Origin of the sequence: Arthrobacter sp. PGP41 (genome assembly GCF_002953935.1) — a bacterium.
Taxonomy (GTDB): domain Bacteria; phylum Actinomycetota; class Actinomycetes; order Actinomycetales; family Micrococcaceae; genus Arthrobacter.
The window spans coordinates 403,960-427,471 of the sequence record NZ_CP026514.1 but is presented as its reverse complement, the minus strand read 5'-3'; the positions used below and the strand labels follow the sequence as shown (position 1 = coordinate 427,471).

The 23,512-nt window shown below is 66.5% G+C and carries 21 protein-coding genes; 10 read left to right on the top strand and 11 right to left on the bottom strand.

Translation table 11 applies throughout. From position 1 onward, the window contains the following. Positions 1-62: 62 nt before the first annotated feature. Complete coding sequence (locus C3B78_RS01980; RefSeq protein ID WP_104996581.1) at positions 63-707, bottom strand: alpha/beta hydrolase; 645 nt, start codon at positions 705-707, stop codon at positions 63-65. Between the two features lie 242 nt (positions 708-949). Here C3B78_RS01980 and C3B78_RS01975 point away from each other — a divergent pair, with 242 nt between their 5' ends. The 5 genes from C3B78_RS01975 to C3B78_RS01955 all read left to right on the top strand — a co-directional run bounded on the left by C3B78_RS01975 (position 950) and on the right by C3B78_RS01955 (position 5,696). Further along, positions 950-1,207 carry a DUF6458 family protein gene (locus C3B78_RS01975; RefSeq protein ID WP_104996580.1) on the top strand — a complete coding sequence of 86 codons (258 nt, stop codon included), beginning with the start codon at positions 950-952 and terminating at the stop codon, positions 1,205-1,207. 251 nt (positions 1,208-1,458) lie between these two features. Next, entirely contained in the window at positions 1,459-2,265 is an 807-nt protein-coding gene (locus C3B78_RS01970; RefSeq protein ID WP_104996579.1) for a DeoR/GlpR family DNA-binding transcription regulator, read from the top strand. Continuing rightward, entirely contained in the window at positions 2,262-3,269 is a 1,008-nt protein-coding gene (locus C3B78_RS01965) for a 1-phosphofructokinase family hexose kinase (protein WP_104996578.1), read from the top strand. Before C3B78_RS01970 ends, C3B78_RS01965 begins: the two co-directional genes overlap by 4 nt. Positions 3,270-3,271: 2 nt before the next feature. Then, a complete protein-coding gene (locus C3B78_RS01960) occupies positions 3,272-5,356 on the top strand; it encodes a PTS fructose transporter subunit IIABC (protein WP_104996577.1) in 2,085 nt (694 codons plus the stop codon). 64 nt (positions 5,357-5,420) lie between these two features. Beyond that, positions 5,421-5,696 (top strand): HPr family phosphocarrier protein, encoded by a 276-nt coding sequence (locus C3B78_RS01955; protein ID WP_104996576.1) that lies wholly within the window; start codon positions 5,421-5,423, stop codon positions 5,694-5,696. 121 nt (positions 5,697-5,817) lie between these two features. On the opposite strand, the gene C3B78_RS01950 is transcribed toward C3B78_RS01955, so the two are convergent. After that, entirely contained in the window at positions 5,818-6,672 is an 855-nt protein-coding gene (locus tag C3B78_RS01950) for a class I SAM-dependent methyltransferase (protein WP_104996575.1), read from the bottom strand. Between the two features lie 189 nt (positions 6,673-6,861). Beyond that, positions 6,862-8,034: a non-homologous end joining protein Ku gene (gene ku / locus C3B78_RS01945; protein WP_104996574.1), complete on the bottom strand. Its 1,173-nt coding sequence runs from the start codon at positions 8,032-8,034 to the stop codon at positions 6,862-6,864. Between the two features lie 40 nt (positions 8,035-8,074). Between ku and C3B78_RS01940 the strand changes: the two genes are divergently transcribed. Beyond that, the gene (locus C3B78_RS01940; protein WP_104996573.1) at positions 8,075-10,567 is read left to right on the top strand and encodes an ATP-dependent DNA ligase; all 2,493 of its coding nucleotides are present in this window, start codon (positions 8,075-8,077) and stop codon (positions 10,565-10,567) included. 131 nt (positions 10,568-10,698) lie between these two features. Here C3B78_RS01940 and C3B78_RS01935 read toward each other — a convergent pair whose 3' ends face one another. Then, complete coding sequence (locus tag C3B78_RS01935) at positions 10,699-10,959, bottom strand: hypothetical protein (RefSeq protein ID WP_104996572.1); 261 nt, start codon at positions 10,957-10,959, stop codon at positions 10,699-10,701. A gap of 519 nt (positions 10,960-11,478) precedes the next feature. Here C3B78_RS01935 and C3B78_RS01930 point away from each other — a divergent pair. Together C3B78_RS01930 and C3B78_RS01925 are read left to right on the top strand one after the other, a co-directional pair. Then, positions 11,479-13,107 carry an MFS transporter gene (locus C3B78_RS01930; RefSeq protein WP_104996571.1) on the top strand — a complete coding sequence of 543 codons (1,629 nt, stop codon included), beginning with the start codon at positions 11,479-11,481 and terminating at the stop codon, positions 13,105-13,107. 224 nt (positions 13,108-13,331) lie between these two features. Further along, positions 13,332-14,441 (top strand): FUSC family protein, encoded by a 1,110-nt coding sequence (locus tag C3B78_RS01925; protein WP_104996570.1) that lies wholly within the window; start codon positions 13,332-13,334, stop codon positions 14,439-14,441. Here C3B78_RS01925 and C3B78_RS01920 read toward each other — a convergent pair. The 5 genes from C3B78_RS01920 to C3B78_RS01900 all read right to left on the bottom strand — a co-directional run bounded on the left by C3B78_RS01920 (position 14,391) and on the right by C3B78_RS01900 (position 20,743). Continuing rightward, positions 14,391-15,197, bottom strand: a complete 807-nt coding sequence (locus C3B78_RS01920) for an SDR family NAD(P)-dependent oxidoreductase (protein WP_104996569.1) — start codon at positions 15,195-15,197, stop codon at positions 14,391-14,393. The genes C3B78_RS01925 and C3B78_RS01920 overlap by 51 nt on opposite strands. A 68-nt stretch (positions 15,198-15,265) precedes the next feature. Further along, positions 15,266-17,152 (bottom strand): IucA/IucC family protein, encoded by a 1,887-nt coding sequence (locus C3B78_RS01915; protein ID WP_104996568.1) that lies wholly within the window; start codon positions 17,150-17,152, stop codon positions 15,266-15,268. Beyond that, on the bottom strand, positions 17,149-17,718 hold the full coding sequence (locus C3B78_RS01910; RefSeq protein WP_104996567.1) for a GNAT family N-acetyltransferase: 570 nt from the start codon (positions 17,716-17,718) through the stop codon (positions 17,149-17,151). The genes C3B78_RS01915 and C3B78_RS01910 overlap by 4 nt, the downstream gene beginning before the upstream one ends. Continuing rightward, positions 17,715-19,085, bottom strand: a complete 1,371-nt coding sequence (locus tag C3B78_RS01905; protein WP_104996566.1) for a lysine N(6)-hydroxylase/L-ornithine N(5)-oxygenase family protein — start codon at positions 19,083-19,085, stop codon at positions 17,715-17,717. Before C3B78_RS01905 ends, C3B78_RS01910 begins: the two co-directional genes overlap by 4 nt. Beyond that, positions 19,082-20,743, bottom strand: a complete 1,662-nt coding sequence (locus C3B78_RS01900) for a pyridoxal phosphate-dependent decarboxylase family protein (protein WP_234005631.1) — start codon at positions 20,741-20,743, stop codon at positions 19,082-19,084. Before C3B78_RS01900 ends, C3B78_RS01905 begins: the two co-directional genes overlap by 4 nt. Positions 20,744-21,082: 339 nt before the next feature. Here C3B78_RS01900 and C3B78_RS01895 point away from each other — a divergent pair, with 339 nt between their 5' ends. Further along, positions 21,083-21,394, top strand: a complete 312-nt coding sequence (locus C3B78_RS01895; RefSeq protein ID WP_104999585.1) for a hypothetical protein — start codon at positions 21,083-21,085, stop codon at positions 21,392-21,394. Positions 21,395-21,484: 90 nt separating this feature from the next. Here the strand turns inward: C3B78_RS01895 and C3B78_RS01890 are convergent, their stop codons facing one another. Then, the gene (locus tag C3B78_RS01890) at positions 21,485-21,814 is read right to left on the bottom strand and encodes a GNAT family N-acetyltransferase (RefSeq protein ID WP_104996565.1); all 330 of its coding nucleotides are present in this window, start codon (positions 21,812-21,814) and stop codon (positions 21,485-21,487) included. Positions 21,815-21,881: 67 nt separating this feature from the next. Here C3B78_RS01890 and C3B78_RS20200 point away from each other — a divergent pair, with 67 nt between their 5' ends. Next, entirely contained in the window at positions 21,882-22,016 is a 135-nt protein-coding gene (locus C3B78_RS20200) for a hypothetical protein (RefSeq protein WP_267895219.1), read from the top strand. Positions 22,017-22,058: 42 nt separating this feature from the next. Here C3B78_RS20200 and C3B78_RS01880 read toward each other — a convergent pair whose 3' ends face one another. Continuing rightward, a complete protein-coding gene (locus tag C3B78_RS01880; RefSeq protein ID WP_104996564.1) occupies positions 22,059-23,372 on the bottom strand; it encodes an acyltransferase family protein in 1,314 nt (437 codons plus the stop codon). Positions 23,373-23,512: the final 140 nt, after the last annotated feature.

Below are 23,512 nucleotides of genomic sequence, written 5' to 3'. Positions count from 1 at the left end.
TTAGCTGGCAACTGTTTTTTCCAACGGACCTCACGTGAGGCACGTCTCAGCATGGGAGACCGTCAGGCGTCGATCTTTCCGGACCCGTCCGGACGGAGCACATAGTGTCGCAGGAAGGCGCTTACGTCCACCATCTCCGTCTTCGACATCGCATGGCCCATGCCGGGGTAGGTCCTGGCGGTCAGGAGCGTGTTCTGCTGGAGCCATTCCCCGGTATAGGCGATGGCGTCCTCGTTGATGACCAGGTCCGCCTTGTCCCTGCCCCAGAAAAAGGGCGGCTTGGTGTCGAAGGATTCCGTGAGGGACAGCAGCTCATTCCGGAGCACAAAACCGGAAAGTCCCACCACCGCCTCATAGTCCTTGGGGTGGAGGCGCAGCAGAGTGCTCGCCATTGCCATGCCCTGTGAGTAGCCGAGCAGGCTTACGCTGCTGTGCTGGACCTTGACGCTGTTGATCCAGGCCTGGACGGCGCTTGAGGCCTTAATGACATCCGCGAAGTCGTTGGCGAGGAAGTAGTCCAGCAGGAACCAGCCGTAATGGTCGCCGATCGGCATCGGCGCTCGGAGCGCTGCGCACGTGAACTCGGGCGGCAGGTACTCAAAAAGGCGGACCATGCGGGACTCGTCGGTGCCATAACCGTGCATCATCACAAGCAGTGGGGTGCCCGCCCGCTCACCCTCGGGTTTGGACCACACAACTGTTTCCATCAGATCAGCCTAGCCAAGCCAGCGACCCCGGGCGCCCCGGCCGTGCCGGTTGCCGGCAACACCGGGCAAGGCGCACCAGCCCCTTTCTTCTCACATGCCACAGCACAACGAATGGGTTACGCCCCGGCCCACTCCATTGAATACAGCAACGGCTGGCTGTAGCGTGACGCTTAACGGACAGCATGCTTATCAATCGTCCTCGGGCCAAAAAGACGCCCGCCGTGACTAACAAGGAGCAACTCATGAGAATCGGATCCTCCATTTTCCTTATCGCCCTCGGTGCCATCCTCGCCTGGGCGGTTGCTCCAGGCCTCATCCCCTTCGTGGACCAGGTACTCATCGGCTACATCCTGATGGCGGTCGGCGTCATTGGACTCATCGCTTCCCTCATCCTCGCTTCCCCAGGGCGCAGCCGGCGTGTCAGCGAGAGCCGGTCTGTAGTCGATCCGAACACGGGGGAACGCATCACCCGGAACGAGAGCCGCGACAGCGGGCTGTAGCACCACCGGCGTCCGCGCCGCAGCGAAGGACAAGTAGTTGACCCGAAGAGCCGGGCCGGACCATCCCATGGTCCGGCCCGGCTTTTCGCTTCCCGGGCAACGTCACTTTGTTTCATGTTGGTTTCCATTGACAAACCAACACAAGCAAAGATAAAGTCAAATAACTCAACATCATGTGATGCCAGTCACGCAGGAGCGGCATCCGCCGTGAACGATCCACACCATCAGCAGACCTACGCAACGGAGGGTACGTGTTCGCCGAGGAGCGCCAGCAAAAGATTGCCGAGCTTGTTGCCGGCAGCGGCCGGGTCAGCGTGACCCTCCTGGCCGAGCGCTTCCGCATCACCACCGAAACCGTCCGCCGCGACCTTGCCGCCCTCGAGAATGCCGGCACCGTCCGCCGCGTCCACGGCGGGGCCGTTGCGGCGGACCGGTTCAGCACCACCGAGGAAAGCGTGAATGAGCGCGCCATCCAGCGGCCGGACCAGAAAATCCGGATCGCCGAAGCCGCGCTGGCCCTCATTCCGCGCAACTCCGCCGGCAGCGTCCTGATCGACGGCGGCACCACCACGGAAGTCCTGGCGGACATGCTCTCCCGCCGGGCCGCCGTCGAACCTTCCGACCCAACGGGACCACGCGCGGAACTGGTGGCCATCACCCACGCCGTTCCCATCGCGGGCAAACTCTCCAGCGTTCCCGGAATCGCCCTTGAGGTCCTGGGCGGCCGGGTGCGCGGAATCACCCAGGTTGCCGTGGGTCAGGCAACCGTGGAGGCCGCCGGCAAACTGCGGCCGGACATTGCCTTCATCGGCACCAACGGAATCCACGCAAGTTTTGGGCTGAGCACGCCCGATCCCGAGGAAGCCGCCGTCAAGGCAGCTTTCGTCCACTCGGCCCGCCGGATTGTGGTGCTGGCCGATTCCTCCAAGCTGGACACGGAAACCCTGGTCCAGTTCGCCTCCCTGAAAGATCTGGACACCTTGATTACAGACAGCGAGCCCGGCGCGGAACTGGCAGCCGCCCTGGAAGAAGCCGGCGTTGACGTGGTGATCGCATGATCGTCACCTTCACCGCCAACCCAAGCCTTGACCGTACCGTCGCGCTGCCCGGCCCTTTGGTTCGGGGCGAAGTGCAGCGTGCCGTTTCCGTCAGCCAGGAATCGGGCGGCAAGGGCGTCAACGTTTCCCGCGCACTGGTTGCCTCCGGCCTGGACTCCGTTGCCGTCCTGCCCGGCGCGGACAGCGACCCCGTGCTGGCCGGGCTGCGGGAAAGCGCGGTGCCGTTTCTTTCGCTGCCCATCAACGAGCCGCTCCGGACCAATGTGGCGCTCACGGAACCCGGCGGCGTGACCACCAAGATCAATGAGCCCGGTCCGGTCATGGATGCGGACCAGCAGGAAGCCCTGATCAAACTGCTCCTCGAGAGCTCCCGCGGTGCCAGCTGGGTGGTCCTTGCAGGTTCGCTCCCGCCGGGATTTCCTGCCGATTTCTACGCGACGGCGGCCCGCCGGATCCGCGCGGCCGGAAACGGCAGCGCACCGCTCATTGCTGTGGATTCCTCCGGTTCGCCGCTCGCGGCGGCGATGTCCGGAGGCGATGCCGGTGCTGAACCGGCCGGCAACGGTTCCGGGAAACCGGACCTCCTCAAACCCAACGCCGAAGAACTGGCGGAACTGGCTGCTGCAGCCGGCTTCGCCGCGGCCACCGCTGACGAACTGGAAGCGGATCCGGAGGCTGCCGCGGCCGCCGCGGCCGCCGTCGTACGTTCCGGCGTGGGTGCTGTGCTGGCAACTCTCGGATCCAAGGGAGCTGTCCTGGTAACGGCCGACGGCGCGTGGCTGGCCACGCATCCGCCGGTCGCCGCGGTCAGCACGGTGGGCGCGGGCGATTCCGCGCTTGCCGGCTACCTGCTCGCCCACGGCCGGGGCGCCGCCCCGGCCGACTGCCTTCGCCAGGCTGTGGCCCACGGTGCCGCAGCTGCCTCCCTGCCCGGTTCAACGGTTCCGGCAGTACACCAAACCACCCCGGATGCCGTAACCATCACGGCCCTTCGAAAGGATTGACAGTGACCCAGCTCATCACCACGGAACTGGTCGAGCTCGACCAGAACCTGGGCAACACGCCCGAGGCGGTGATCCGGCACCTGGCAAGCAAAGTAGCTGCCGCCGGACGCGCAACAGAAGTTGAAGGCCTCTTCGCTGACGCCTTCGCCCGCGAGCAGAAGACCGCCACCGGCATTCCGGGCGGCATCGCCATCCCGCACTGCCGCTCAGCCGCCGTCACCGAACCAACCCTGGCCATGGCCCGCCTCAATCCCAAGGTGGACTTCGGAGCCAAGGACGGCCCGGCGGACCTGGTCTTCTTCATCGCAGCCCCCGACGGAGCCGACCAGGAACACCTAAAGCTGCTCTCCAAGCTGGCCAGGTCCCTGATCAAAAAGGACTTCACCACGGCCCTGCGCAACGCTTCCTCCCGCGAGGAGATCGTGGAACTGGTGGACGGTGCACTGGCTGACAAGCCCGCAGCCCATGCAGCCGCGGTACCTGCTGCCGCTGTTGCTTCCGGCGCGTCCGCGGGGGCTTCGGCAGGCGCCGCTTCGGCGGGCTCTGCCGCCGCTGCGCCGGGCACGGCGTCGGCTGGATCAGCCCCGGCCGGTCCCAAGCGCCTCGTGGCCGTGACCGCCTGCCCCACCGGCATCGCACACACCTATATGGCAGCTGACTCCCTGGTGGCCGCTGCCCAGGAGGCCGGCGTCGACCTCCAGGTGGAGACCCAGGGTTCCTCCGGCGCCAAGCCGCTGGATCCCGCCGTCATCGCTGCTGCCGACGCCGTCATTTTCGCGGTGGACGTGGACGTCCGCGGCAAGGAGCGCTTCGCCGGCAAGCCGGTCATCAACGCCCCCGTCAAGCGGGGCATCGACGAACCCGCCAAGATGGTCCAGGAGGCGCTGGCCGCAGCCTCCGACCCGAACGCGCGGCGCGTCCCGCACTTCGGTGCCGAGGAACAGGCCGAGCAGGCCGCAGCCGAAAAGGGCGAGCACATCGGCCAGAAGCTGAAGCGGGCCCTTCTCACCGGCGTGAGCTACATGATCCCGTTCGTTGCCGGCGGTGGCCTCCTGATCGCCCTGGGCTTCCTCCTGGGCGGCTACGACATCACCGAAGTCGCGGACAAGGTGGTTGTGGAGAACAACTTCGGCAACCTTCCCGAGGGCGGACTCGCCGCTTACCTGGGCGCAGTCCTGTTCAAGATCGGCGCCCTTTCCATGGGCTTCCTGGTCCCGGCGCTGGCCGGCTACATCGCCTACGCCATTGCCGACAGGCCCGGCATCGCCCCCGGCTTCGTGGCGGGTGCAGTCTCCGGTTTCATGGGGGCCGGCTTCCTCGGCGGCATCGTGGGCGGCCTCCTGGCCGGCTACGTTGCGCACGTGATCGGCACCTGGCAGGTCCCCCGCTGGCTGCGCGGCCTCATGCCGGTGGTCATCATCCCGTTGCTCGCCTCCATCGTGGCGTCCGGGCTCATGTTCCTGGTGCTGGGCGGTCCCATCGCCGGCCTCACCGCCGCCCTTAACGGCTGGCTGTCCGGCATGACCGGCGCTTCCGCCGTGGTCCTGGGCATCATCCTGGGCCTCATGATGTGCTTCGACCTGGGCGGTCCCGTGAACAAGGTGGCCTACGCCTTCGCCGTTGCGGGCCTCAGCGCCGGCAGCGCGGACAACCAGGCACCGTGGCAGATCATGGCAACGGTCATGGCTGCCGGCATGGTGCCCCCGCTGGCCATGGCCCTGGCCACCGTCCTGGACCGGAAGCTCTTCAGCCTGGCCGAGCGGGAAAACGGCAAGGCAGCCTGGCTGCTGGGCGCGTCCTTCATCTCCGAAGGCGCCATCCCGTTCGCCGCAGCCGACCCCCTGCGGGTCATCCCGGCCAGCATGCTGGGCGGCGCGCTCACCGGCGCGCTGAGCATGGCCTTCGGGGTCACCTCGCAGGCACCCCACGGCGGTATCTTCGTCTTCTTCGCGATCGGCAACGTGCTGATGTTCGTCCTCTCGATCATCGCCGGCACCATTGTCAGCGCCCTGGCCGTGATCGGCCTCAAGCGCTGGGCGGCACCCAAGAGCGCTGCTACGGTGGAAACCGTCCCAGCAACCGTCTGATCCCGCCTCACCTACTACCTCTATCCGGCATTCCAACCAGCCGCCGGAAGACAAAGGAGCAACAATGCCAGAACGCACAGCAACCGTCGCCAGCCGCGTGGGCCTGCATGCCCGCCCCGCCGCCATCTTTGCCGAGGCAGCAGGAGAGTACGACCTGGACATCACCATCGCCCGCGAGGGCGAGCCGGCGGACGAGGCCATGGACGCTGCCAGCATCCTGTCCCTCATGAGCCTGGGCGCCTCGCACGGCGACGTGGTTGTGCTGCGCGCCGAAGGTGACGGCGCGGACACCGCACTGGACCACCTGGTCCAGATCCTTGAAACGGACCACGACGCCTAGTAGCTGACAGGCTGCCCTGGCAGCCACGCCGCACGGCCGTCGTCGGGCCTTCCCTCCCAGGGAAACGCCCGACGGCGGCCGCTTGCGTTAAGCCCCCGCCCCCAAGTGGGTAGCCGCATGGTCAGGCATTCTTCTTGGCCTTCTTCGCAGTGAACAGCAGGTACTCCCATTCCATCTGGAACGGGGTGTCGCCATGGGCGTCACCGAAGGAATCAGCCAGTTCCGTCAGCGCCTGGTCCAGGGCTTTGACCTTGTCCCCGTCCTCCCCGATGTATTTGTAGACGGAGATGGTGGGGCCGTAGTGGGACTTGAAATAGCGGACGAAGTCGCCGGGTTGATGGAAGCTCCGCACAGCCAGGGTTTTCTTGCGTGCAGCGACGTCCGTGATCTTGTCCCCGAGCAATTCACGCACGTGGTCCTCGCTCCCCCACAGCGGCGCCGGCTGCGCTCCCGGCGGAGGCGGCGGGGCGAAGGGCTTCATGGTGGCGAACATCTTGCCGATGAACCCCTCCGGGGTCCAGCTCAACAGCCCTATGCTTCCACCCGGTTTGCATACCCTCAGGAGTTCATCAGCCGCCGCCTGGTGGTGCGGGGCAAACATGACGCCGAGGCAGGACATGACCACGTCGAACTCGGCGTCCCCGAAGGGCAGGGCCTCCGCGTCGGCTTCCTTCCAGTCCAGGCTGACTCCCCGGTTCGCGGCCTCACGGCGTCCGGCTTCGAAAAGCTCCGGGGTGAGATCGCTGGCCACCACCTTCGCCCCCATCATGGCCGCGGGAATAGCCGCGTTGCCTGATCCGGCCGCGATATCCAGCACGCTGTGGCGGGACGTGATGCCGCAGGCTTCCACCAGGATGGCACCCAGGTCCAGGAGCATCTCGTCAGCGAGGGCTGGATAATCACCGGATGCCCACATGGCCCGGTGTTTCTGTTTGAGTTCCCGGTCCGCCTTGGCTGCATCCGTTTGATCGTCCATGGTCAGCGCTCCTCACAGGGCCGTTGGAGTGTCAGCACGCTGTGGGCACAGCGGAGGCTGCGATGCGACTCATTGTGGACGCACCGGACCCGGCTGTAAAGAGCACCCCGCTACCGGAACGCAAGCAAGCTTAGTAGTTTCATGTACATGGAATCGGGCACCGGACCAGGCACCGCAGGCGGCGGGCCATCACGCAGGCTTGCGCGCCCGGGTGCCCGTCGCCTTGCTGGTGGACGCCTTGGCGGCAGGTTTCTCGGCGGACCCGGCCGCTGTCGACTTGGCGGCGGCCGATTTTGCCGCCGTGGACTTTGCCGTACTGGATTTGGCTGCGCTGGACTTTGCCGTACTGGATTTGGCTGCGCTGGACTCCGTTGCCGTGGACTTTGCCGCGGCGGACCTCGCCGTGCTGCCGGTCTTTCCACCGCTGGCACTGGCCGTGCCGTTTGCGGCGCTGGCCTTACCCGCTGCGGACCGCTTGCGTGCCGGTTTGGCGGCTCCTTCGTCTTCGCCGGCTTCGCTGCCGGAGTCCCCGCGGGCCTCCCCGCCCGGGCTTCCTGCCGCGGCATCGGTCCCGCCGCCCCGTTTCCGGTCCAGGCTTCGCTTCAGCGCCTCCATCAGGTCGATGACTTCACCCTTGCTGCCCTCGCCGGCCTCGACGCCGAAGGTTTCCTCGGTGTCCAGCGATTCACCCTGCTCCAGCTTGGCCTCAATCAGCTGGCGGAGCTGGACCTGGTACTCGTCCGTGAAGGAGGCGGGATCGAAATCGGCCGCCATGGACTCCACCAGGGCGGCGGACATATCGCGCTCCTGCGAGGAGATCTTGACGGACGCATCAAGGGAAGGGAATTTCGCTTCGCGCACCTCGTCCGGCCACAGGAGGGACTGGAGCACCAGGACATCGTCCTTGATCCGCAAAGCACCCAGCCGGGTCTTCTCCCGCAGCGCGAACTGGACAATGGCCACCCTGTCCGTGTCCTCCAACGCGCTGCGCAGCAGCACGTAGGCCTTGGGAGACTTAGAGTCCGGCTCAAGGTAGTAGCTTTTCTCGAACATCATGGGCTCAAGCTGCTCGGACGGGACGAACTGCACCACTTCGATCTCGTGGCTGTTCTCCGCCGGAATGGCCTTGAGCTCGTCCTTGGACAGGACCACCGTCCGGCCGTCCTCCTCGTAGGCCTTCTCAATGTCCGAATAATCGATGACCTGGCTGCAGACCTCGCACCGGCGCTGGTAGCGGATCCGGCCGCCGTCGGCGTTGTGGACCTGGTGCAGACTGATGTCATGATCCTCAGTGGCGCTGTAGACCTTCACGGGCACGTTGACCAGGCCGAACGCGATGGCACCTTTCCAGATGGCTCTCATTCCTCAAGTGAACATCACGCAACGCCGGAGGTGAAGCCCCATGCCCGCCGCTAAGGAGCGTGTCCGGGTGGCAGGGCGGGAACTGACCCTCACCAACCTGGACAAGATCATCTATCCGGAAACGGGCACCACCAAGGCGGATGTCCTGGCCTACTACGCCGCAGTGGCCCACGTCCTGGTCCCGGCGGCGTACAACAGGCCGGCCACCAGGAAACGGTGGGTGAACGGCGTGGGGACCGCCGATAAGCCCGGCGAGGTGTTCTTCCAAAAGAACCTTGAGGATTCGGCTCCGGGCTGGCTCCCCCGGGCAGCCATCACCCACAAAGACCGCACCATCTACTATCCGATGGTCAACGACCCCGCCACCCTTACCTGGTTCGGACAGATCAACTCCCTGGAAATCCACGTCCCGCAGTGGCAGGTGGACTCCCACGGCAACCAACTGAACCCCGACAGGCTGGTCCTGGATTTGGACCCCGGCGAAGGCGCCGGCCTGGAGGCGTGTGTTGAAGTAGCCCTCCTGGCGCGCACTATCCTCCAGGACGTGGGCCTGGACCCCGTCCCGGTGACCAGCGGCAGCAAGGGCATCCACCTGTACGCCGCCCTGGACCGGAGCCAGACCTCCGACCAGATCTCCGCCTTCGCCCGCGAACTTGCCCGGGCCCTTGAGGCCGACCACCCGGACCTGGCCGTCAGCGACATGAAAAAGACCCTGCGCAAGGGCAAGGTCCTGGTGGACTGGAGCCAGAACAACGCGGCCAAGACGACGATCGTGCCGTACTCGCTGCGTGGCCGCCCCACCCCCATGGTGGCTGCACCCCGGACCTGGGAGGAGATCAGCTCCCCCGGCCTCAGCCACCTGGACTATAAGGCGGTGATCCGGCGGGTGCAGGAAGGCACGGACCCGTTCGCCGCCGTCGATAACGCCGGCAATGACCCCCGGCTGGAGAAGTACCGCTCCATGCGCGATCCCGGGAAGACTCCGGAGCCTTTCACCGGCACGGCGGGCAGCGGAAACACCTTTGTGATCCAGGAACACCACGCCAGCCGCCTGCACTATGACTTCCGCCTTGAGCATGAAGGCGTGCTGGTGTCCTGGGCGCTGCCGAAGGGCGTGCCTGAGTCCGGGGGCAAGAACCACCTGGCAGTGCAGACCGAGGACCATCCCCTGGACTACGGGAGCTTCGAGGGGACTATTCCCAAAGGGGAATACGGCGCCGGCGAGGTGACCATCTGGGACCACGGAACGTATGAGCTGGACAAGTGGATCAACGGCAGGGAAGTCATTGCCACCCTCACCGGTTCCGAAGGAGGAGGGCTGGGCGGGACCAGGAAATTTGCGCTCATCCACACGGGGCGGGGGCAGGGAAAGGATTCCGAGGGCCAGTGGCTTATCCACCTCATGGAGCCCGGGCGGCCTGGCGGACGACGGCGGCACGCACCGCCCCGGGAAGGGCAGGAGGAGCCGCCTGGTACGGAGTCGGCCCACGAGGAACCACACGGGGCGCCGAACCAGGATGAGCCGCGCCATGATGAGCTGCGCCAGGAGGCACTGGATAAAAACGTTGCGGTGCGGCCCGGGGAATACAGGCCGATGATGGCCGCCTCCGGAGATGCAGCGGACCTGGAGGGCAGCAGCTGGCAGTTCGAACTCAAGTGGGACGGGGTCCGCGCCATCCTCGTGGGAGACGAAGATTCGGTACGGATTTTCAGCCGCAACGGCAATGATGTCACCACCACTTACCCTGAACTTGCGGACCGGACCTGCTGGCCGGCCCGGCCGTTCGTCGCCGACGGTGAGATCGTCGCCATCGGCGCGGCAGGAAGGCCCGATTTCGGGCTCCTGCAGGGAAGGATGAAGCTCACCCGGCCCGCCGAGGTCGCACGGGCCCGGACTGCCATTCCCGTGCAGCTGATGCTTTTCGACCTGCTGCACGACGACGGAACGGACCTCCGGAGGCTGCCGCTCGCCAAGCGCCGGCAACGGCTGGAGGCCTTCTTCACCGCATCAGCCTGCCCCGCGGGGCTTTCTCCGGTCCTTGAGGACCGGGTGGACCACATCCTGGAGAGTGCCCGGGAACTGGGCCTCGAAGGGGTGATGGCCAAGCGGACCGACAGCCGCTACGTGAGCGGGCAGCGGACCCGTACCTGGATCAAGCTGAAGGTGGAGCAGACGCAGGAGGTAGTGGTGGGCGGCTGGCGCCCCGGAAAAGGCGGGCGGGAGGACACCGTAGGCTCACTGCTGGTTGGCATCCCGGACGGGACAAAGCTGCAGTACGCAGGGCGGGTGGGCAGCGGCTTCAGCGGGCGGGAACTTGCCGAGCTCCGCCAGACCGTGGACCGGCTGGCCCGGAAGACCTCTCCGTTCCTGGACGTACCGCGCCCGGACGCGGCGGACGCCCACTGGATTGCCCCCGAACTGGTCGGCGAAGTGACCTACAGCGAGTGGACGGGTACCGGGAGGCTGCGGCACCCCGTGTGGCGGGGCTGGCGGCTGGACAAGGACCCGGCGGAGGTTGTGCGTGAAGGCTGAGCCGACGGGCCACTCGCAAAGGCGGGCAGATTGATCCGGGGCACGCACATGGCCTGGCGACACCGGGTTGGGTGTCGCCAGGCCATGTGCGCGTCGCCCGAGAGGATGCGCGTCCTAAAGGCGGTCCGCGCCTAGGACGAGTGCGGCATCTGCGGCCGGCTGGTGCGGTGGATCGCCGTCACTGCGGCTCCCTGCCCCATACGGCCATGGCCCGCATCCCGCTCTTTCGGGTGCCTGCGCTTTCCGTATCCATCCGGCCAAGCCTGCTGGCCGCCCGCCCCACTGGGCGAAAGAGGCGCATCGGCACCGGGCATGTCAGGAGTGTTCATTGCCTCGGCAAGGTGGCTCGCGACCTCCGGATCGATATGGGGTTCGCGCTTTTCGTCAGCCATTTGTTCTTCCTTTCACAGATGAAGTGCTATCGGGAGTGGCCAAGACCGGGCCCCGGCAAAAACTTTCGAAGCGGCCGGCGGTGGCTTTGGCCGCAGGCGTCCCCTACCTGAAAGAAAGTGTTTCCATGGAACAACCTTAGGGACGGACACGGCACCTGTGAACCCCCTCCGCCTGCGCCACCAAAAGTGCCCCTGAACCGCGGCCGGGTGCACGCCCGGCAGGTCCGGCCCGGCGTGGGCCCCGTCACTTTTGGTGCCATATTGGGACTGATTCACGGTGGTGTGGCGCATAGAACGAAAAAGATTGGGTAACGATGCGCCCGTCCCCGCCGCATGCCAGTGATGGCGCGGCGAAAGCCGGGAAAAGAATTCGGGGAAACCTGCCGGATACGGCTGCCAAACGGGTGATCCTACGGCATAAACCACGCAGGCGCTACGGCATTCGCGTAAAATTGAAGGCCTGCCCGGAGCGGGGCAGCTATAAGTCGCAAGCAAATGACCTCCATAGGAGTCGCCCAAATGCCCACAGACCGAAGCACGACCGACTCTTCCGCAGGCGTTAACAGCGCCCCAGGAACCAACCCGGCTACACCCCCCGGCGCCCCGTCGCCGGCTCTTTCCAAAAGCCCGCGCAAGCCTAAGCTGCTCGCGCGCCGGCTCAAAGAGTCGGACGTCAACGTCGTCAACCAGCCCATGCTGAAGAAAGCCCTTGGCGGCACCATCGTGGGTAACACCATGGAATGGTACGACGTCGGCGTGTTCGGCTACCTCATCACCACCATGGGTCCGGTCTTCCTGCCGGAGTCGGACCCCACCACCCAGACGCTGTTCCTGCTGGGCACCTTCGCCGCCACGTTCATTGCCCGCCCCTTGGGCGGCGTGATCTTCGGCTGGATGGGCGACAAGATGGGCCGGCAGAAGATCCTCGCCGCCACGCTGATGCTGATGGCAGCGAGCACGTTCGCCATCGGCCTCCTGCCCGGCTACGCCCAGATCGGGCTGTGGGCCGCAGGCCTGCTGGTGCTGCTGAAGATCGTCCAGGGCTTCTCCACCGGCGGTGAATACGCCGGTGCCACCACCTTCGTCAGCGAATACGCCCCGGACAAGCGCCGCGGGTTCTTCGCCAGCTTCCTGGACCTGGGCAGCTATATGGGCTTCGCCATCGGTGCCGCCCTGGTCTCGGTCCTGCAGCTGACGCTCGGCCAGGCAGCCATGGAGGAGTGGGGCTGGCGTATTCCGTTCCTGGTGGCCGGGCCCCTGGGCCTGATCGCGGTCTACTTCCGGAGCAAGATCGAGGAATCCCCGCAGTTCCAGGCCACCCTGGACGCCCAGGAGGATCTCGCGAAGCATGCGGCGTCATCCGACCAGGCAACGGCGAAGGGCCCGGTGGGCATCGTCAAGGCCTACTGGCGCTCCATCATCGTTGCCATGATCCTGGTGGCCGCCGCGAACACTGCGGGCTACGCCCTCACGTCCTACATGCCCACCTACCTCACAGAGTCCAAGGGTTACGATCCGGTGCACGGCACCCTGCTGACCATCCCCGTGCTGGTGGTCATGAGCCTCTGCATTCCGCTGACCGGAAAGCTGTCGGACCGAATCGGCCGCAGGCCCGTCCTGTGGATCGGAGCAGTCAGCACAGTGGTCCTGGCCGCTCCGGCTTTCCTGTTGATCGGCATCGGCGAGATCTGGTCCACCCTGGCCGGCCTGGCGCTGATCGCATTCCCGGTGACGTTCTACGTCGCCAACCTGGCTTCGGCCCTTCCGGCCCAGTTCCCCACCTCCAGCCGGTATGGAGCGATGGGCATTGCGTACAACTTCTCGGTGGCCATTTTCGGCGGCACCACGCCGTTCATCGTGGCGGCCCTCATCAGCGCCACGGGCAACGACATGATGCCCGCGTATTACCTGATGGGCACCTCGCTGGTGGGGGCAGTAGCCATCTACTTCCTCAAGGAGTCGGCCCAGCGTCCGCTGCCCGGATCCATGCCCAGCGTGGATACCCAGGCCGAGGCACGCGAACTGGTTGCCACGCAGGACGAGAACCCGCTGATCAACCTGGACGAACTCCCGTTCGAGGCCCAGGACATCACCGATGCACGCGTTACCGATCCGCGCGAGGCCGAAAAGGTTCCTGCCGGCGCCTAGTTGCGCTCCGGCGGAACCGGCCCTGCCGGTCCGGGGCACGCCTAGCAGCCCGCGCTCAGAAGGCCCGCCCGCGTGTTTCCTTGGAGGAAGCACGAAGGGCGGGCCTTTGGCGTGCCGGCCAGAATGACGTTCCGAGTCCTGCGGCGGACTTCGAAGGTGATCTGCCCTGCCCCGCGGTGATAGCTTCCAAAAGGCCGTACTGAAACAGCAAGAGGTGATGAGTCATGGAACGCGTCCTCCTGCAGGTGCGCGCGCTCCACCGGCTGGAACCTGCGAACAATGACCATCTGGCGGCGTTCCGCGTAGCCCTCAGCGTCGCGGTCCCCTCACTCCTGCTCCTTGCCATGGGCCGTTCAGACCTCATGATCTACGCCGTCTTTGGTGCACTGACCGGCATGTACGGGCGCTCAGAGCCGCACCAGTTCCGGCTCCGGCACCAGTCCAGGGCCGCCGTCGTCCTGCTGGGCGGTGTGGCGGTGGGCGTGTTCCTGTCCGTCAACCACCTTCATTCCTGGTGGTTGGTGGGGGTGGAGGCTGTCCTCGCCGGCGTCGGATCCATCTTTGCGGACCGCGTGCGGCTCAAGCCCAACGGTCCGTTCTTTGGGATCCTCGCGCTGGGGGCCTGCGCCTCGGTGCCCACCGTGGTTCCGTGGCAGGTGGCCATGCTGATCGCCGCAGGATCCGCCGCGTTCTCCATGCTGGTGGGCTTCGGCGGCTGGATCCGCCGCAGGTCCTGGCAGCGCGGTGCCGTCCGGACCGTTCCGGCCCCGGGCCCCGCCGGGAAGCGGGAGATGCTGGTGCATGCTTCCCGGTATGTCCTGGCCGTGGGTGCGGCCGGCACTGTGGGCGTCCTGACGGGCAGCGGCCATCCGCACTGGGCCATGGCCGCCGCCGCCGTGCCGCTGGCCGGGGCCGATCTTCCCAGCTGCGTCCGGCGGGGCATCCACCGCATCGTGGGGACGTTCGTGGGACTGGGGGTCACCGCCGCCGCCATTCTTCCGGTGCCGTGGTCCCTGGCGGGCCTCTTCCCGGGCCGGCAGGCCGTGGTGCTGGCGCTCCTGGTGATTCTCTTCCAGTTCACCACCGAACTGTTCATGACCCGCCACTACGGCCTGGCCATGGTTTCCTTCACGCCGGTCATTTTGCTGATGACCCAACTCGCAGCCCCCGCCGATCCGGCGGTCCTGATCCAGGAGCGCGGCGTGGAGACCCTGGTGGGGGCTCTGGTGGGAATCGGCGTGGTGGTGGCTGTCCGGCGGGCGGGGTCGCGCTCACCGTCGGCTTTACTCGGGCTTCAGCCCCTGTTTCGGCTTCCGCGGCGGCCCCGCCACTAGCCTCGCAGGCGCCACCCGGGCAACGGCCGCCACTACCTTGTACCGCTTGGAGGGGATGGAGACCGCCTTGCCACGGGCGTTGTCCGCCAGGCCTTCCCGCACCACCCGCCCGGCGTCGAGCCAGGCCCACGACGGCGCCACGGACTTGTCCATGCCCATCCGGTCGTGGAACTCCGTGTGGGTGAAGCCCGGGCACACCGCGGTGACCTTGATGCCCTGTTTGCCGTAGGCCAGGTTGGCCCAGCGGCTGAAACTCACCAGCCAGGCCTTCGCCGCGGAGTAGGTGCCGCGCGGCAGGAACGCGGCGATGCTTGCCACGTTGATGATCCTGCCCTCGCCCCGCTCCAGCATGCCCTTCAGTGCGGCGTGGGTGAGCTCCATGGCGGTTTCCCCGTGCAGCTTGAGGTGTTTCTTCTCTTCCGAGATGTGATTGTCCTCGAAGTTGTGCAGCAGGCCGATCCCGGCGTTGTTGACAAGGATCCCCACCGGCCGCCGCGCATCGGAGAGGCGTTCGACGACGGCGGCCACGCCGTCGTCGTCCGCCAGGTCCGCGGGAAGCACCTCAGCCGTGGTTCCGTAGCGCCGTTCCAGGCCTGCCGCTGCTTCCTCGAGGCGGGCCCGGTTCCGCGCCACCAGCACAAGGTTGCAGCCCTGGGCGGCGAGCTGGCGCGCGAACTCGGACCCCAGCCCCGCACTGGCTCCGGTGATGAGGGCTGTTGTCCCGGACAGTTCCTGCTGGGGGTGCGGCGTGGTCATGCTGAAAGCCTAGCGAGGCGCCGGTCTCCTGTCCCGGCGCCCTGCCCGTGGAATGCCGGGCGCGGTCCTCAGGCGAACCTCGCCAGCGGATTGGCCAGGCGCCCTGCCATTTGGAGCCCGCCGGACGGGTCTGCCAGGTCCAGCATCTGCTGGTTGTTGCGCAGTTGGAGCCGGTTCAGGCAGGACAGCTCGAAGTCGGCGGCAAAGAGGTCATGCCGGGAGAACTGGCCGGCAAGTTCCGGATGCTGCCCCTGGTAGTCCTTGATGGCAGCGGCGGCGATCCGCCAGAAGTCGTCCTGGCCCAGCTTTCCGTCCCCGTCCAGGATGGCGGCGAGGAAACGGAAGATGCAGTCGAAGATGTCCGTGAAGATGGCCAGCACCTTCTGGCCGTCCGGAATCTCCGCCCGGATCCGGGATACGTCATCCGGCAGGTCCAGCCGGTCCCCCATCACCACGATTTCCTCGGCGATGTCCTTCATGACGGCCCTGGCCGGCACGCCGTTGTCCAGCACCAGGATCACGTTCTCGCCGTGCGGCATGAACGCCAGCTCATACCGGAAGAGGCAATGCACCAGCGGAACCAGGTAGGCCTCGAAATAACGCCGCAGCCAGTCCCCCGCGGCCAGTCCTGAGCGCTCGATGAGCGCCGAAACCATCGGCCTGCCGCTCGCGTCAACGTGCAGGAGCGAGGCCATGGTGGCCAGCTGCTGCCCGTCCTGCAGCAGCGGCAGCGGGCTTTCGCGCCACAGGGCGGAGAGCATCTTCCGGTAGGGCGAACCGCCCGGAGCGCCTGCCTCGTAATAGCCGTTGTGGTAGCCGATGGCGGCGACCTCGCCGATCAAGGTGAATCCGCGGCGCTGAAGTGCATCGTCCGCCTCGACCAGGTTCCGCAGCCAGTCGTTGATGGCCGGGGTGGCCTTCATGTATTCCGGCGACAGCCCGCGCATGAAGCCCATGTTCAACACGGACATGGCCGTCTTGACGTAGTGCCGGGCGGGGTCGCTGGTATTGAAGAACGTCCGGATCGACTGCTGCGCCTGGTAGGTGTCCGTCCCGGTGCCCAAGTGGACGATGCGTTGCCGGGCAATCTCCGCCGCGAACGTCACCGCGAGCTTGTTCTCCCACTGCCAGGGATGTACCGGCATGAGGAAGTACTGGTCCGGGTCGAGTCCCTGCAGCTGCAGTTCGGCGGTGAAGGTGCCCAGCAGGGATCCGAGTTCGGCCTGCAGGTGCGCCCCGTAGTCCAGACCTTCCGATGCAGTGAAGACGGCGTGGCTGCGCTGCACGGCGATCCACTCCAGCTGCACCGGCGCACCCGTTTCCGGCGCGAAGGCGTGGTAGTCGCTGATGCCGAAGCCAAGGCGCCCGTTATTGGCAACAAAGCAGGGGTGGCCCTCGGTCATGCTGCGCTCAATGGCCTGGAAGTCGGCGGCCGGGTCCTGGCCCCCGGTGGTTCCGGCAGCGAGTTCAGCCGCTGGCGGCCGGCCGGCCCACTGCTTGTAGGCGTGGCTCGCCAGGGTGCTGCTGACCTCCTCGAGGTAGACGGGGAGCATCTGGAGGTTTATGCCCAGCATCCCGTGGAACTCCGTGATGAACTCCAGCACGTCCAGCGGCGCCTCGGTGCCGCCCCGGACGTGCCGGATGGAGGCGGGATCGATGGACCAGTGGTCCATGTACAGGATCCGGGCGTGGAACTGGTACTCGGAGGCGCCGTCATCGCTGCGGAGGCGGTAGCGGCCGCTCCTGCCCGCCCCGGCCCCTTCAGGATCATCCCCTATCGGTTCCGGCGTGAGGATCCGTTCGTGGGAGAACTCAGCGAGTGCCTTGCGGAGCACGTGCCGGTTGGCGTTGTCCCACCTCTCGCCGGTGAGATGCGGTACGGGGCTGGGATGCGGTGCAGGGCCGGCGGAGGCCTGCCCGGGGGTGGTGGTGGCGGAATCGAGTTCGATAGTCATAGTGGTGCTCCCTGGGTTACGGGCGTAAGGGCGGGCAGAAGGGACATTCGGGCGGCCAGGTAATCGTCGCGGCTGCAGAAACTCAGCAGCGCGTCCTTGTCCGGCAACGCGACCACCCTGGCGGGCTGGAAGCCCAGGCGTTGATTCAGGGCGTGGATCCTGGTGTTCCGGATATCCGGCTCCACCACGATGCGGTCCACGCCCGGCTTGCTGAAGAGGCGTGCCAGGACGGCGTCCATCACGGCGGCGGTGTACCCGCGCACGGGAGCGGCCGACGGCGGGGCCACCAGCAGGTGCATCCCCACGTCCCCGGGATGGACGGGGTACACAGCGGCCAGCGGCGAGGACGCGGGAAGGTACTCCTCCATCAGGAAGGAGGGGACGCCGCCGTCGAGCCCGAGCACCGCGTGGTGGTGGCCGCTGGTTTGGATGTTCCTGTATTCCAGCGCCACGTCCTCCACGCTGGCGGACAGCATGCCCCAGAACGATGCATAGGGCTGGATCACCCAACTGTGGAGGAGCGGCGCGTCGGCTTCGGCGTCGAGGCAGCGGAAGGTGAAAGTCATGCCGGCACCGGTCCAAAATCCAGCGGAGAGCCAACCGCAGCCGGCGCCCCGAACTGCTGGAACGCAATACTGCGCTCCACGGGGTACACCTCGCGGCCGGTGATTTCGCGCAGGATGCAGGAATTGCGGTAGGCGCCCATGCCCAGGTCCGGGGTGGCGAACCCGTGGGTGTGCAGCTCGGCATTCTGGACGAAGATCTCGCCGGGATGGACGCCGGCGCTGTAGTTCCGGTCCACGGCGAACCTGCCCGCGCTGTCCCGGGCGATGCGGTCCCGGATGCCGGCGAGGAAACCTGGTTCCTGGTAGCCGTAGCCTGTGGCGAGCACCACCGCTTCGCTGTCCAGTGTGTAGGACGCGCCCTGCTCCGCATGTTCCAGGTGAAGGGTGTGGGTCCCGGCCTCAGCGTTCCACTGGGCCGCGGTCAGGCTCGAGTGCGTCAGCAGCCGGGTGTCCACCATTCCGGAGATGCTTTTGGTGTAGAGCAGGTCGTAGATGGCGTCGATCAGGTCCGGGTTGATGCCTTTGTAGAGGTTCTTCTGGGCCTTGTTCAGATAATCGCGCTGGTGCTGCGGGAGGGCGTGGAAGTAGTCCACATACTCGGGCGAGGTCATCTCCAGGGTCAGCTTGGTGTATTCGAGCGGGAAGAACCGGCCGGAACGGGTCACCCAGTTCAGCTGGTAGCCGTGGGCGTCCGACTCCTGGAGCAGTTCGTAGTAGATCTCGGCGGCGCTCTGGCCGCTGCCCAGGATGGTGATGCTGCGCTGCTGCTGCAGTTCTGCCTTCCGCGCCAGGTAGTCGGCATTGTGGAGGACCACTCCCCCGGCTCCCGCGAGTGAATCGGCCACTATCCCTGCCGCAGCCCCCGGCACGTACGGGGAGGTGCCGGTGCCCAGCACCAGCCGCCGCGCCAGCAGCACCTCAGGCCCTCCCGGACCGGAGACGGAGAGCCGGTACACGCCGTCGTCGTGCGTTGCATCCAGCACGGCTGTGCCAAAACGGACGCAGGGCAACTGCCCGGCCACCCACTGGCAGTACTGGTTGTACTCGGCCCGCAGCGGGTAGAAGTTTTCCCGGATGTAGAACCGGTAGAGCCTCCCGGTCTGCTTGAGGAAGTTCAGGAATGAGTATGGCGAGGTGGGATCGGCCAGCGTGACGAGGTCAGCCATGAAGGGCACTTGCAGGTGGGCCGGCTCCAGCATCATCCCCGGGTGCCAGTCAAAGGATTCCCTGCGTTCCAGGAAGATGCCGTCCAGCCCTTCCACCGGTTCAGCCAGTGCGGCGAGGCCCAGGTTGAAGGGCCCGACGCCGACCGCGGCAAAGTCGTAGATCCTGCGCGTGCCTGCCTTTTGGGCGGCGGTGGTGCTCATGCGCCCGCCTCGTTGTGCAGCAGCCCGGCGCCCGTGCGGCGCAGGAGGTTGATGATGCCGGAAATATCCTCGAGTGTGGCCTCGGCGTTGAGGAGCGTGAACTTCAGGTAGTGCCGGCCGCCCACCGTGGTTCCGGCGACCACCGCTTCCCCGGACGCGAAGACCGCCGCCCGGATGGCCGGGTTGAGGGCATCTGCCGCGTCCTCGCTGAGCCGGCCGCCGCTGTCCAGGCGGGGCCGATACCGGAAGACCAGGGTGCTGAGCTGGGGCGGGGCGGCGAGTTCGAAGTCGTCTTCGGCGGCGAGGAGCGTGCCCACGCGCGCAGCGAGGTCTATGGCTTCGTCAAACAGGGCGCCAACGGCGTCCGCGCCCATGATCCGCAGGGTGAGCCACAGCTTCAGGGCGTCGAACCGGCGGGTGGTTTGGATGCTCTTGTCCACCTGGTTGGGGATGGCCGCCAGCGCTGCGCTCTGCGGGTTCAGGTAGTCCGCGTAGTAGGTGACGTGGCGCAGCATGGCCCGTTCGCGCACCAGCAGGGCGCTGGAGCTGACCGGCTGGAAGAAGGTCTTGTGGAAGTCCACGGTGACTGAGTCGGCAAGCCCCGTGCCGTCGAGGAGGTGCCGGTAGCGGCCGGAGACAATGAGCCCGCCGCCGTAGGCAGCGTCCACGTGGAACCATGCCCCGTGGTCCCGGGCCAGTGCGGCGAGCTCCGGGAGCGGATCGACAGCGCCGAAGTCCGTGGTGCCCGCGGTGGCCACCACCGCCATCGGAGTCAAACCGGCGTCCCGCGCCTCGGCCATGGCCTGTGCGAGGGCGGCAGGATCCATCCGGTGGTCCGGCGTGCAAGGGACGGTAACGACGGCGTCGAACCCCAGGCCCAGCATTGATGACGACTTCTGGATACTGAAGTGGCTGTCCTCGGACGTGAAGATCCGCAGCGTGTCCAGCAGCGCCGGAAGCCGGAGTCCGCTGCGGGCAGGGTCCTGCCGCAGGCCGGCGACGGCGTGGTTGCGGGCGATCAGAAGGGCCTGCAGGTTGGACTGGCTGCCGCCGGAGGTGAAGATTCCGTCCGCGGCATCACCGAGGTCCAGCCTTTCTGCGGTCCAGTCAATAAGCCGCCGTTCGATCATGGTGGCGCCTGCGCTCTGGTCCCACGTGTCCATGGAGGAGTTCACCGCGGACAGGACGGCCTCGCCCACCAGCGCCGGGATGACCACGGGGCAGTTGAGGTGGGCGGCATACTTGGCGTCGTGGAAGTACACGGCATCGCGCAGGTACACATCCTCGAGTTCCTGGAGGGCGGCGGCCGTGTCCGGCAGCGGTGTTTCGAGGTCCACGGCACCTACGCGGGCCTCCAGTTCGGAAGGTCCGACGCCGGTGAACGGCCGGGCGGTCCGCTCAAGTTTGGTGGCAACAGCCGTTACGCCCTGCAGCACGTGGGCCACGTAGCGCGGCGAGTTGCGTGCGTTGAGGAGGTGGTTGCTGGCCGCCAGCGCGAGTTCAACGCGAGAGCCGAAGTCCTGGCCGCCATGTTCCTGGACGGGGCGCTGATGGTTTGGCTGGTCATGCCCGGGCTGGTCATGGCTTGGCCGGTCCTGGCTCGTCGCTTCTTTGGTGTGGGGCGGATCATCCATATCCAGCTCGTCAAGGCGGGGCATAAGCGGCACTGGTCTTCCTTTGGTCGGCATTCCATCGAACAAAGGCAAGCCTTACTTAGGTAACCCTTTTAATCAAACTTTTGTGATGTATTTGGCGAAGAGGTCCCGAAACGGCCACGCGCGGCCGCTTTTTGACGTCATTGACTGGCGGGCGGCGCCGCCTTGCTGCAAAATATCCGGCTGACCGGAACCGGGCAAGACGCCCTGAGGGGCGACCCTCAATTTGGCAAGGAATTAGTAAGCATGCTTTGCTTATGGGGTAAATGAACCTCCGCAAGCAGTTCGCGGCGGGGCTGCCAACGCCGGCAGCTTCGTGAAAGAAGCCCAAGGATGAACATCATGACCAGCGTTATTGAAGGCCAGCTTACGGTGCCCGGGGAACGTTACGCAGGAGCAGAAACTCCGTTGACCTCCACCCGGCCCGCGGACGTGGGATTGCTGGTCACACTCAATTCGCGGATGCACTGCCGCACTCCGATGGAGCTGGTGGATCCGGAGGCACTCCCCGTTCGGATGCCCGTGTATGTGGACGGGACCACAGCGGCCCCGGTGGGCGTGGGTGCGGTTTCCGAGCACGTGGAGACGTACCGCTGCGCCTGCGGCTTCACCATCGACGTCCCGGTCCTCAGCGGGCACGCACTCGCCAGCTGAGTGCGCGGAAACGCCCCTCGTGCGGAACCCGTGACGGTCCTGGATCGGCGGGTCGCCCTCAGCCGTCCGGCTCAAGTGTTCGGAAGCGGATCAGCTGTCCGGCCAATCCACGCACTGCTCGTACCCCTCATGCTGACGGAGGTAGCCGGCGATGAAGGGGCAATGCGGGATGATCCGCTTTCCTGACGCCACAACATCGTCGAGCGCGAAATGGGCCAGGACGCGTCCGAGTCCCTGCCCCTCGAATTCCTCGCCGGTCTCCGTGTGGGAGAAGTCTATGTGGCCCGGCAAGTCCCGGTAGAAGGACTGGACGGCGAGGACACCACCCACGTGTAGCTCATAACGGTGCTGCGTATCGTTGCGCCGCACAGAAACATCGGGGGCGAACTTATCCTCGCTGGACATCGTGTTCTCGGTCATGGTTCGACACTGGCACTACTTCACTCCGCTGGCAATGCCTCCTCGCGCGCTCTCCTACCCAGCCGAGGTGCGCCCCAGCATCGAAAGGCTCCCGGCCACGTTGCCCATGAACCTGGCCCGCAAGACCATGCGCAATCCGCTCGTCAGCGAGATCGAACTTACCGGCGACGCATTGGAGCTTCCCGGCGAAGGGCTCACCTGATCGCGTACACCGCCGAACCGGGCAGCCAGCCAAGTAGTTTGGCTAGCGGGACATTTCCGTTGCCGTGGGAGCGGATCCGGTCCGCAGCGGGCGCCGCACCCCGTGCAGCAGCACCAGTGCCAGGAGGAAGCAGGCTGCCCCGGCCCCCAGCAGTCCCAGCGTCAGCCCGTTGATTGCGGCCCCTACCGCGGCGGGGGTGAAGACCACCACGACGGCGGCCGCCACCGCCATGGCCGGCGGACGGCGGCCCTGAAGTGCCGCCGTCGGCCGATCCTCCAGGCGGCCGAACGCCGCCACCGCCGGAAGCAGCAGCAGGAGCAACGACAGCAGGACCAGTGGCCTTGCCCACCACCACTCCGCAGTTCCGGCGGCGGGCTTGGGGACGGGGGTGAGGAGGAGCAGGCCTGACATTCCCACCAGCAGGGGAAGGTGCCACAGGTACACGGTCAGCGAGCGTCCGCCGGCCACCCGCAGCAGTGTCCGCATCCATCCGAGGGAGCAGAGCGGCGCCAGCGCAGGCCGGACCAGTTCGATCAGTGCGGCCTGCGAAATGCCCAGGAGGAAGAGGGTCAGGTTCGGCGGGTTGAGGTTGACCAGCATGTTCCCGGAGTACAGGCCCAGGGCAGCGACGAGGCCGAGCAGGAGGTTCGCGGCGAGGATGAGCGCGAGCAGGCCGGACTTGGACAGCCTGGCGAAGCGGCCGTCGGCGGCCAGGAACCCCAGCTGCTGCACCGCACACCAGAGGAACACCAGGTTGGCATATGCGAGCAGGGGCAGCGTTCCGCGGAGGCAGTCCACGGCCACCACCAGGGCAGCAAGGACCCCCATTGCCAGCCAGGGGCTCCGCGCATGGAAGGCTGCCAGGAGCGGAATGGAAAGCTGCGCCGCCAGGTACGCCGCGAGGAACCAGAGCGGCATCCCGGCCCCGGCTGCCATCAGCTCCACCACCTGCGGATGCACGCCGAGCAGCCCGGCCGTCCAGAGCCCAAGGAACATTACCGCCAGCAGGGCAGCGGCGGGCCGCACCATCCGCAGCAGGCGTGCCTGGAGGAACTCAGCGGCGGTGCCGCCCTGGGCCTTGAGCCGCTGCCAGGACTGCAGGCCCGTGGCGCCGCCGGCAACAAAGAACAGCGGCATGACCATGAACACCCAGATCACGGGTTCAAACCAGTCCTGCTCGGCCAGGGTGTTGTGGGTGGTGACCGTTCCGTCCGGATGCAGGACGGGGCTGCCCATCATGGAGTGGCCAACCACCACCAGTGCCAGGCAAATGAACCGGACAAGGTCGAGCACCTCGTCACGGCTGGCTGCCGTACCGGGCTGCTGGGATGTCCCCTGCTCCTGTGCGCCGCCCACGTTCAATCCTTTACGGAAACTGCTCGTTACAGCTCCATTGTGCGCCCGGAAGCAGGCTCAGGTTAAGGGTGAGCTTGAAGAGGACACCAGGATCACAAAAGGAGGAAGGCCAGGATCATGGTTGATCCTGGCCTCCCTGA

Bases quoted from the DNA above. Each gene is read 5' to 3' on its own strand.
- C3B78_RS01925 (WP_104996570.1), top strand. From the start codon at position 13,332: ATGGAACGCGTCCTCCTGCAGGTGCGCGCGCTCCACCGGCTGGAACCT.
- C3B78_RS01890 (WP_104996565.1), bottom strand. From the start codon at position 21,814: ATGACCGAGAACACGATGTCCAGCGAGGATAAGTTCGCCCCCGATGTT.
- C3B78_RS01905 (WP_104996566.1), bottom strand. From the start codon at position 19,085: ATGAGCACCACCGCCGCCCAAAAGGCAGGCACGCGCAGGATCTACGAC.
- ku (WP_104996574.1), bottom strand. From the start codon at position 8,034: ATGAGAGCCATCTGGAAAGGTGCCATCGCGTTCGGCCTGGTCAACGTG.
- C3B78_RS01920 (WP_104996569.1), bottom strand. From the start codon at position 15,197: ATGACCACGCCGCACCCCCAGCAGGAACTGTCCGGGACAACAGCCCTC.
- C3B78_RS01955 (WP_104996576.1), top strand. From the start codon at position 5,421: ATGCCAGAACGCACAGCAACCGTCGCCAGCCGCGTGGGCCTGCATGCC.
- C3B78_RS01930 (WP_104996571.1), top strand. From the start codon at position 11,479: ATGCCCACAGACCGAAGCACGACCGACTCTTCCGCAGGCGTTAACAGC.
- C3B78_RS01935 (WP_104996572.1), bottom strand. From the start codon at position 10,959: ATGGCTGACGAAAAGCGCGAACCCCATATCGATCCGGAGGTCGCGAGC.
- C3B78_RS01940 (WP_104996573.1), top strand. From the start codon at position 8,075: ATGCCCGCCGCTAAGGAGCGTGTCCGGGTGGCAGGGCGGGAACTGACC.
- C3B78_RS01910 (WP_104996567.1), bottom strand. From the start codon at position 17,718: ATGACTTTCACCTTCCGCTGCCTCGACGCCGAAGCCGACGCGCCGCTC.
- C3B78_RS01980 (WP_104996581.1), bottom strand. From the start codon at position 707: ATGGAAACAGTTGTGTGGTCCAAACCCGAGGGTGAGCGGGCGGGCACC.
- C3B78_RS01900 (WP_234005631.1), bottom strand. From the start codon at position 20,743: ATGCCCCGCCTTGACGAGCTGGATATGGATGATCCGCCCCACACCAAA.
- C3B78_RS01950 (WP_104996575.1), bottom strand. From the start codon at position 6,672: ATGGACGATCAAACGGATGCAGCCAAGGCGGACCGGGAACTCAAACAG.
- C3B78_RS01975 (WP_104996580.1), top strand. From the start codon at position 950: ATGAGAATCGGATCCTCCATTTTCCTTATCGCCCTCGGTGCCATCCTC.
- C3B78_RS01965 (WP_104996578.1), top strand. From the start codon at position 2,262: ATGATCGTCACCTTCACCGCCAACCCAAGCCTTGACCGTACCGTCGCG.
- C3B78_RS01895 (WP_104999585.1), top strand. From the start codon at position 21,083: ATGACCAGCGTTATTGAAGGCCAGCTTACGGTGCCCGGGGAACGTTAC.
- C3B78_RS01915 (WP_104996568.1), bottom strand. From the start codon at position 17,152: ATGACTATCGAACTCGATTCCGCCACCACCACCCCCGGGCAGGCCTCC.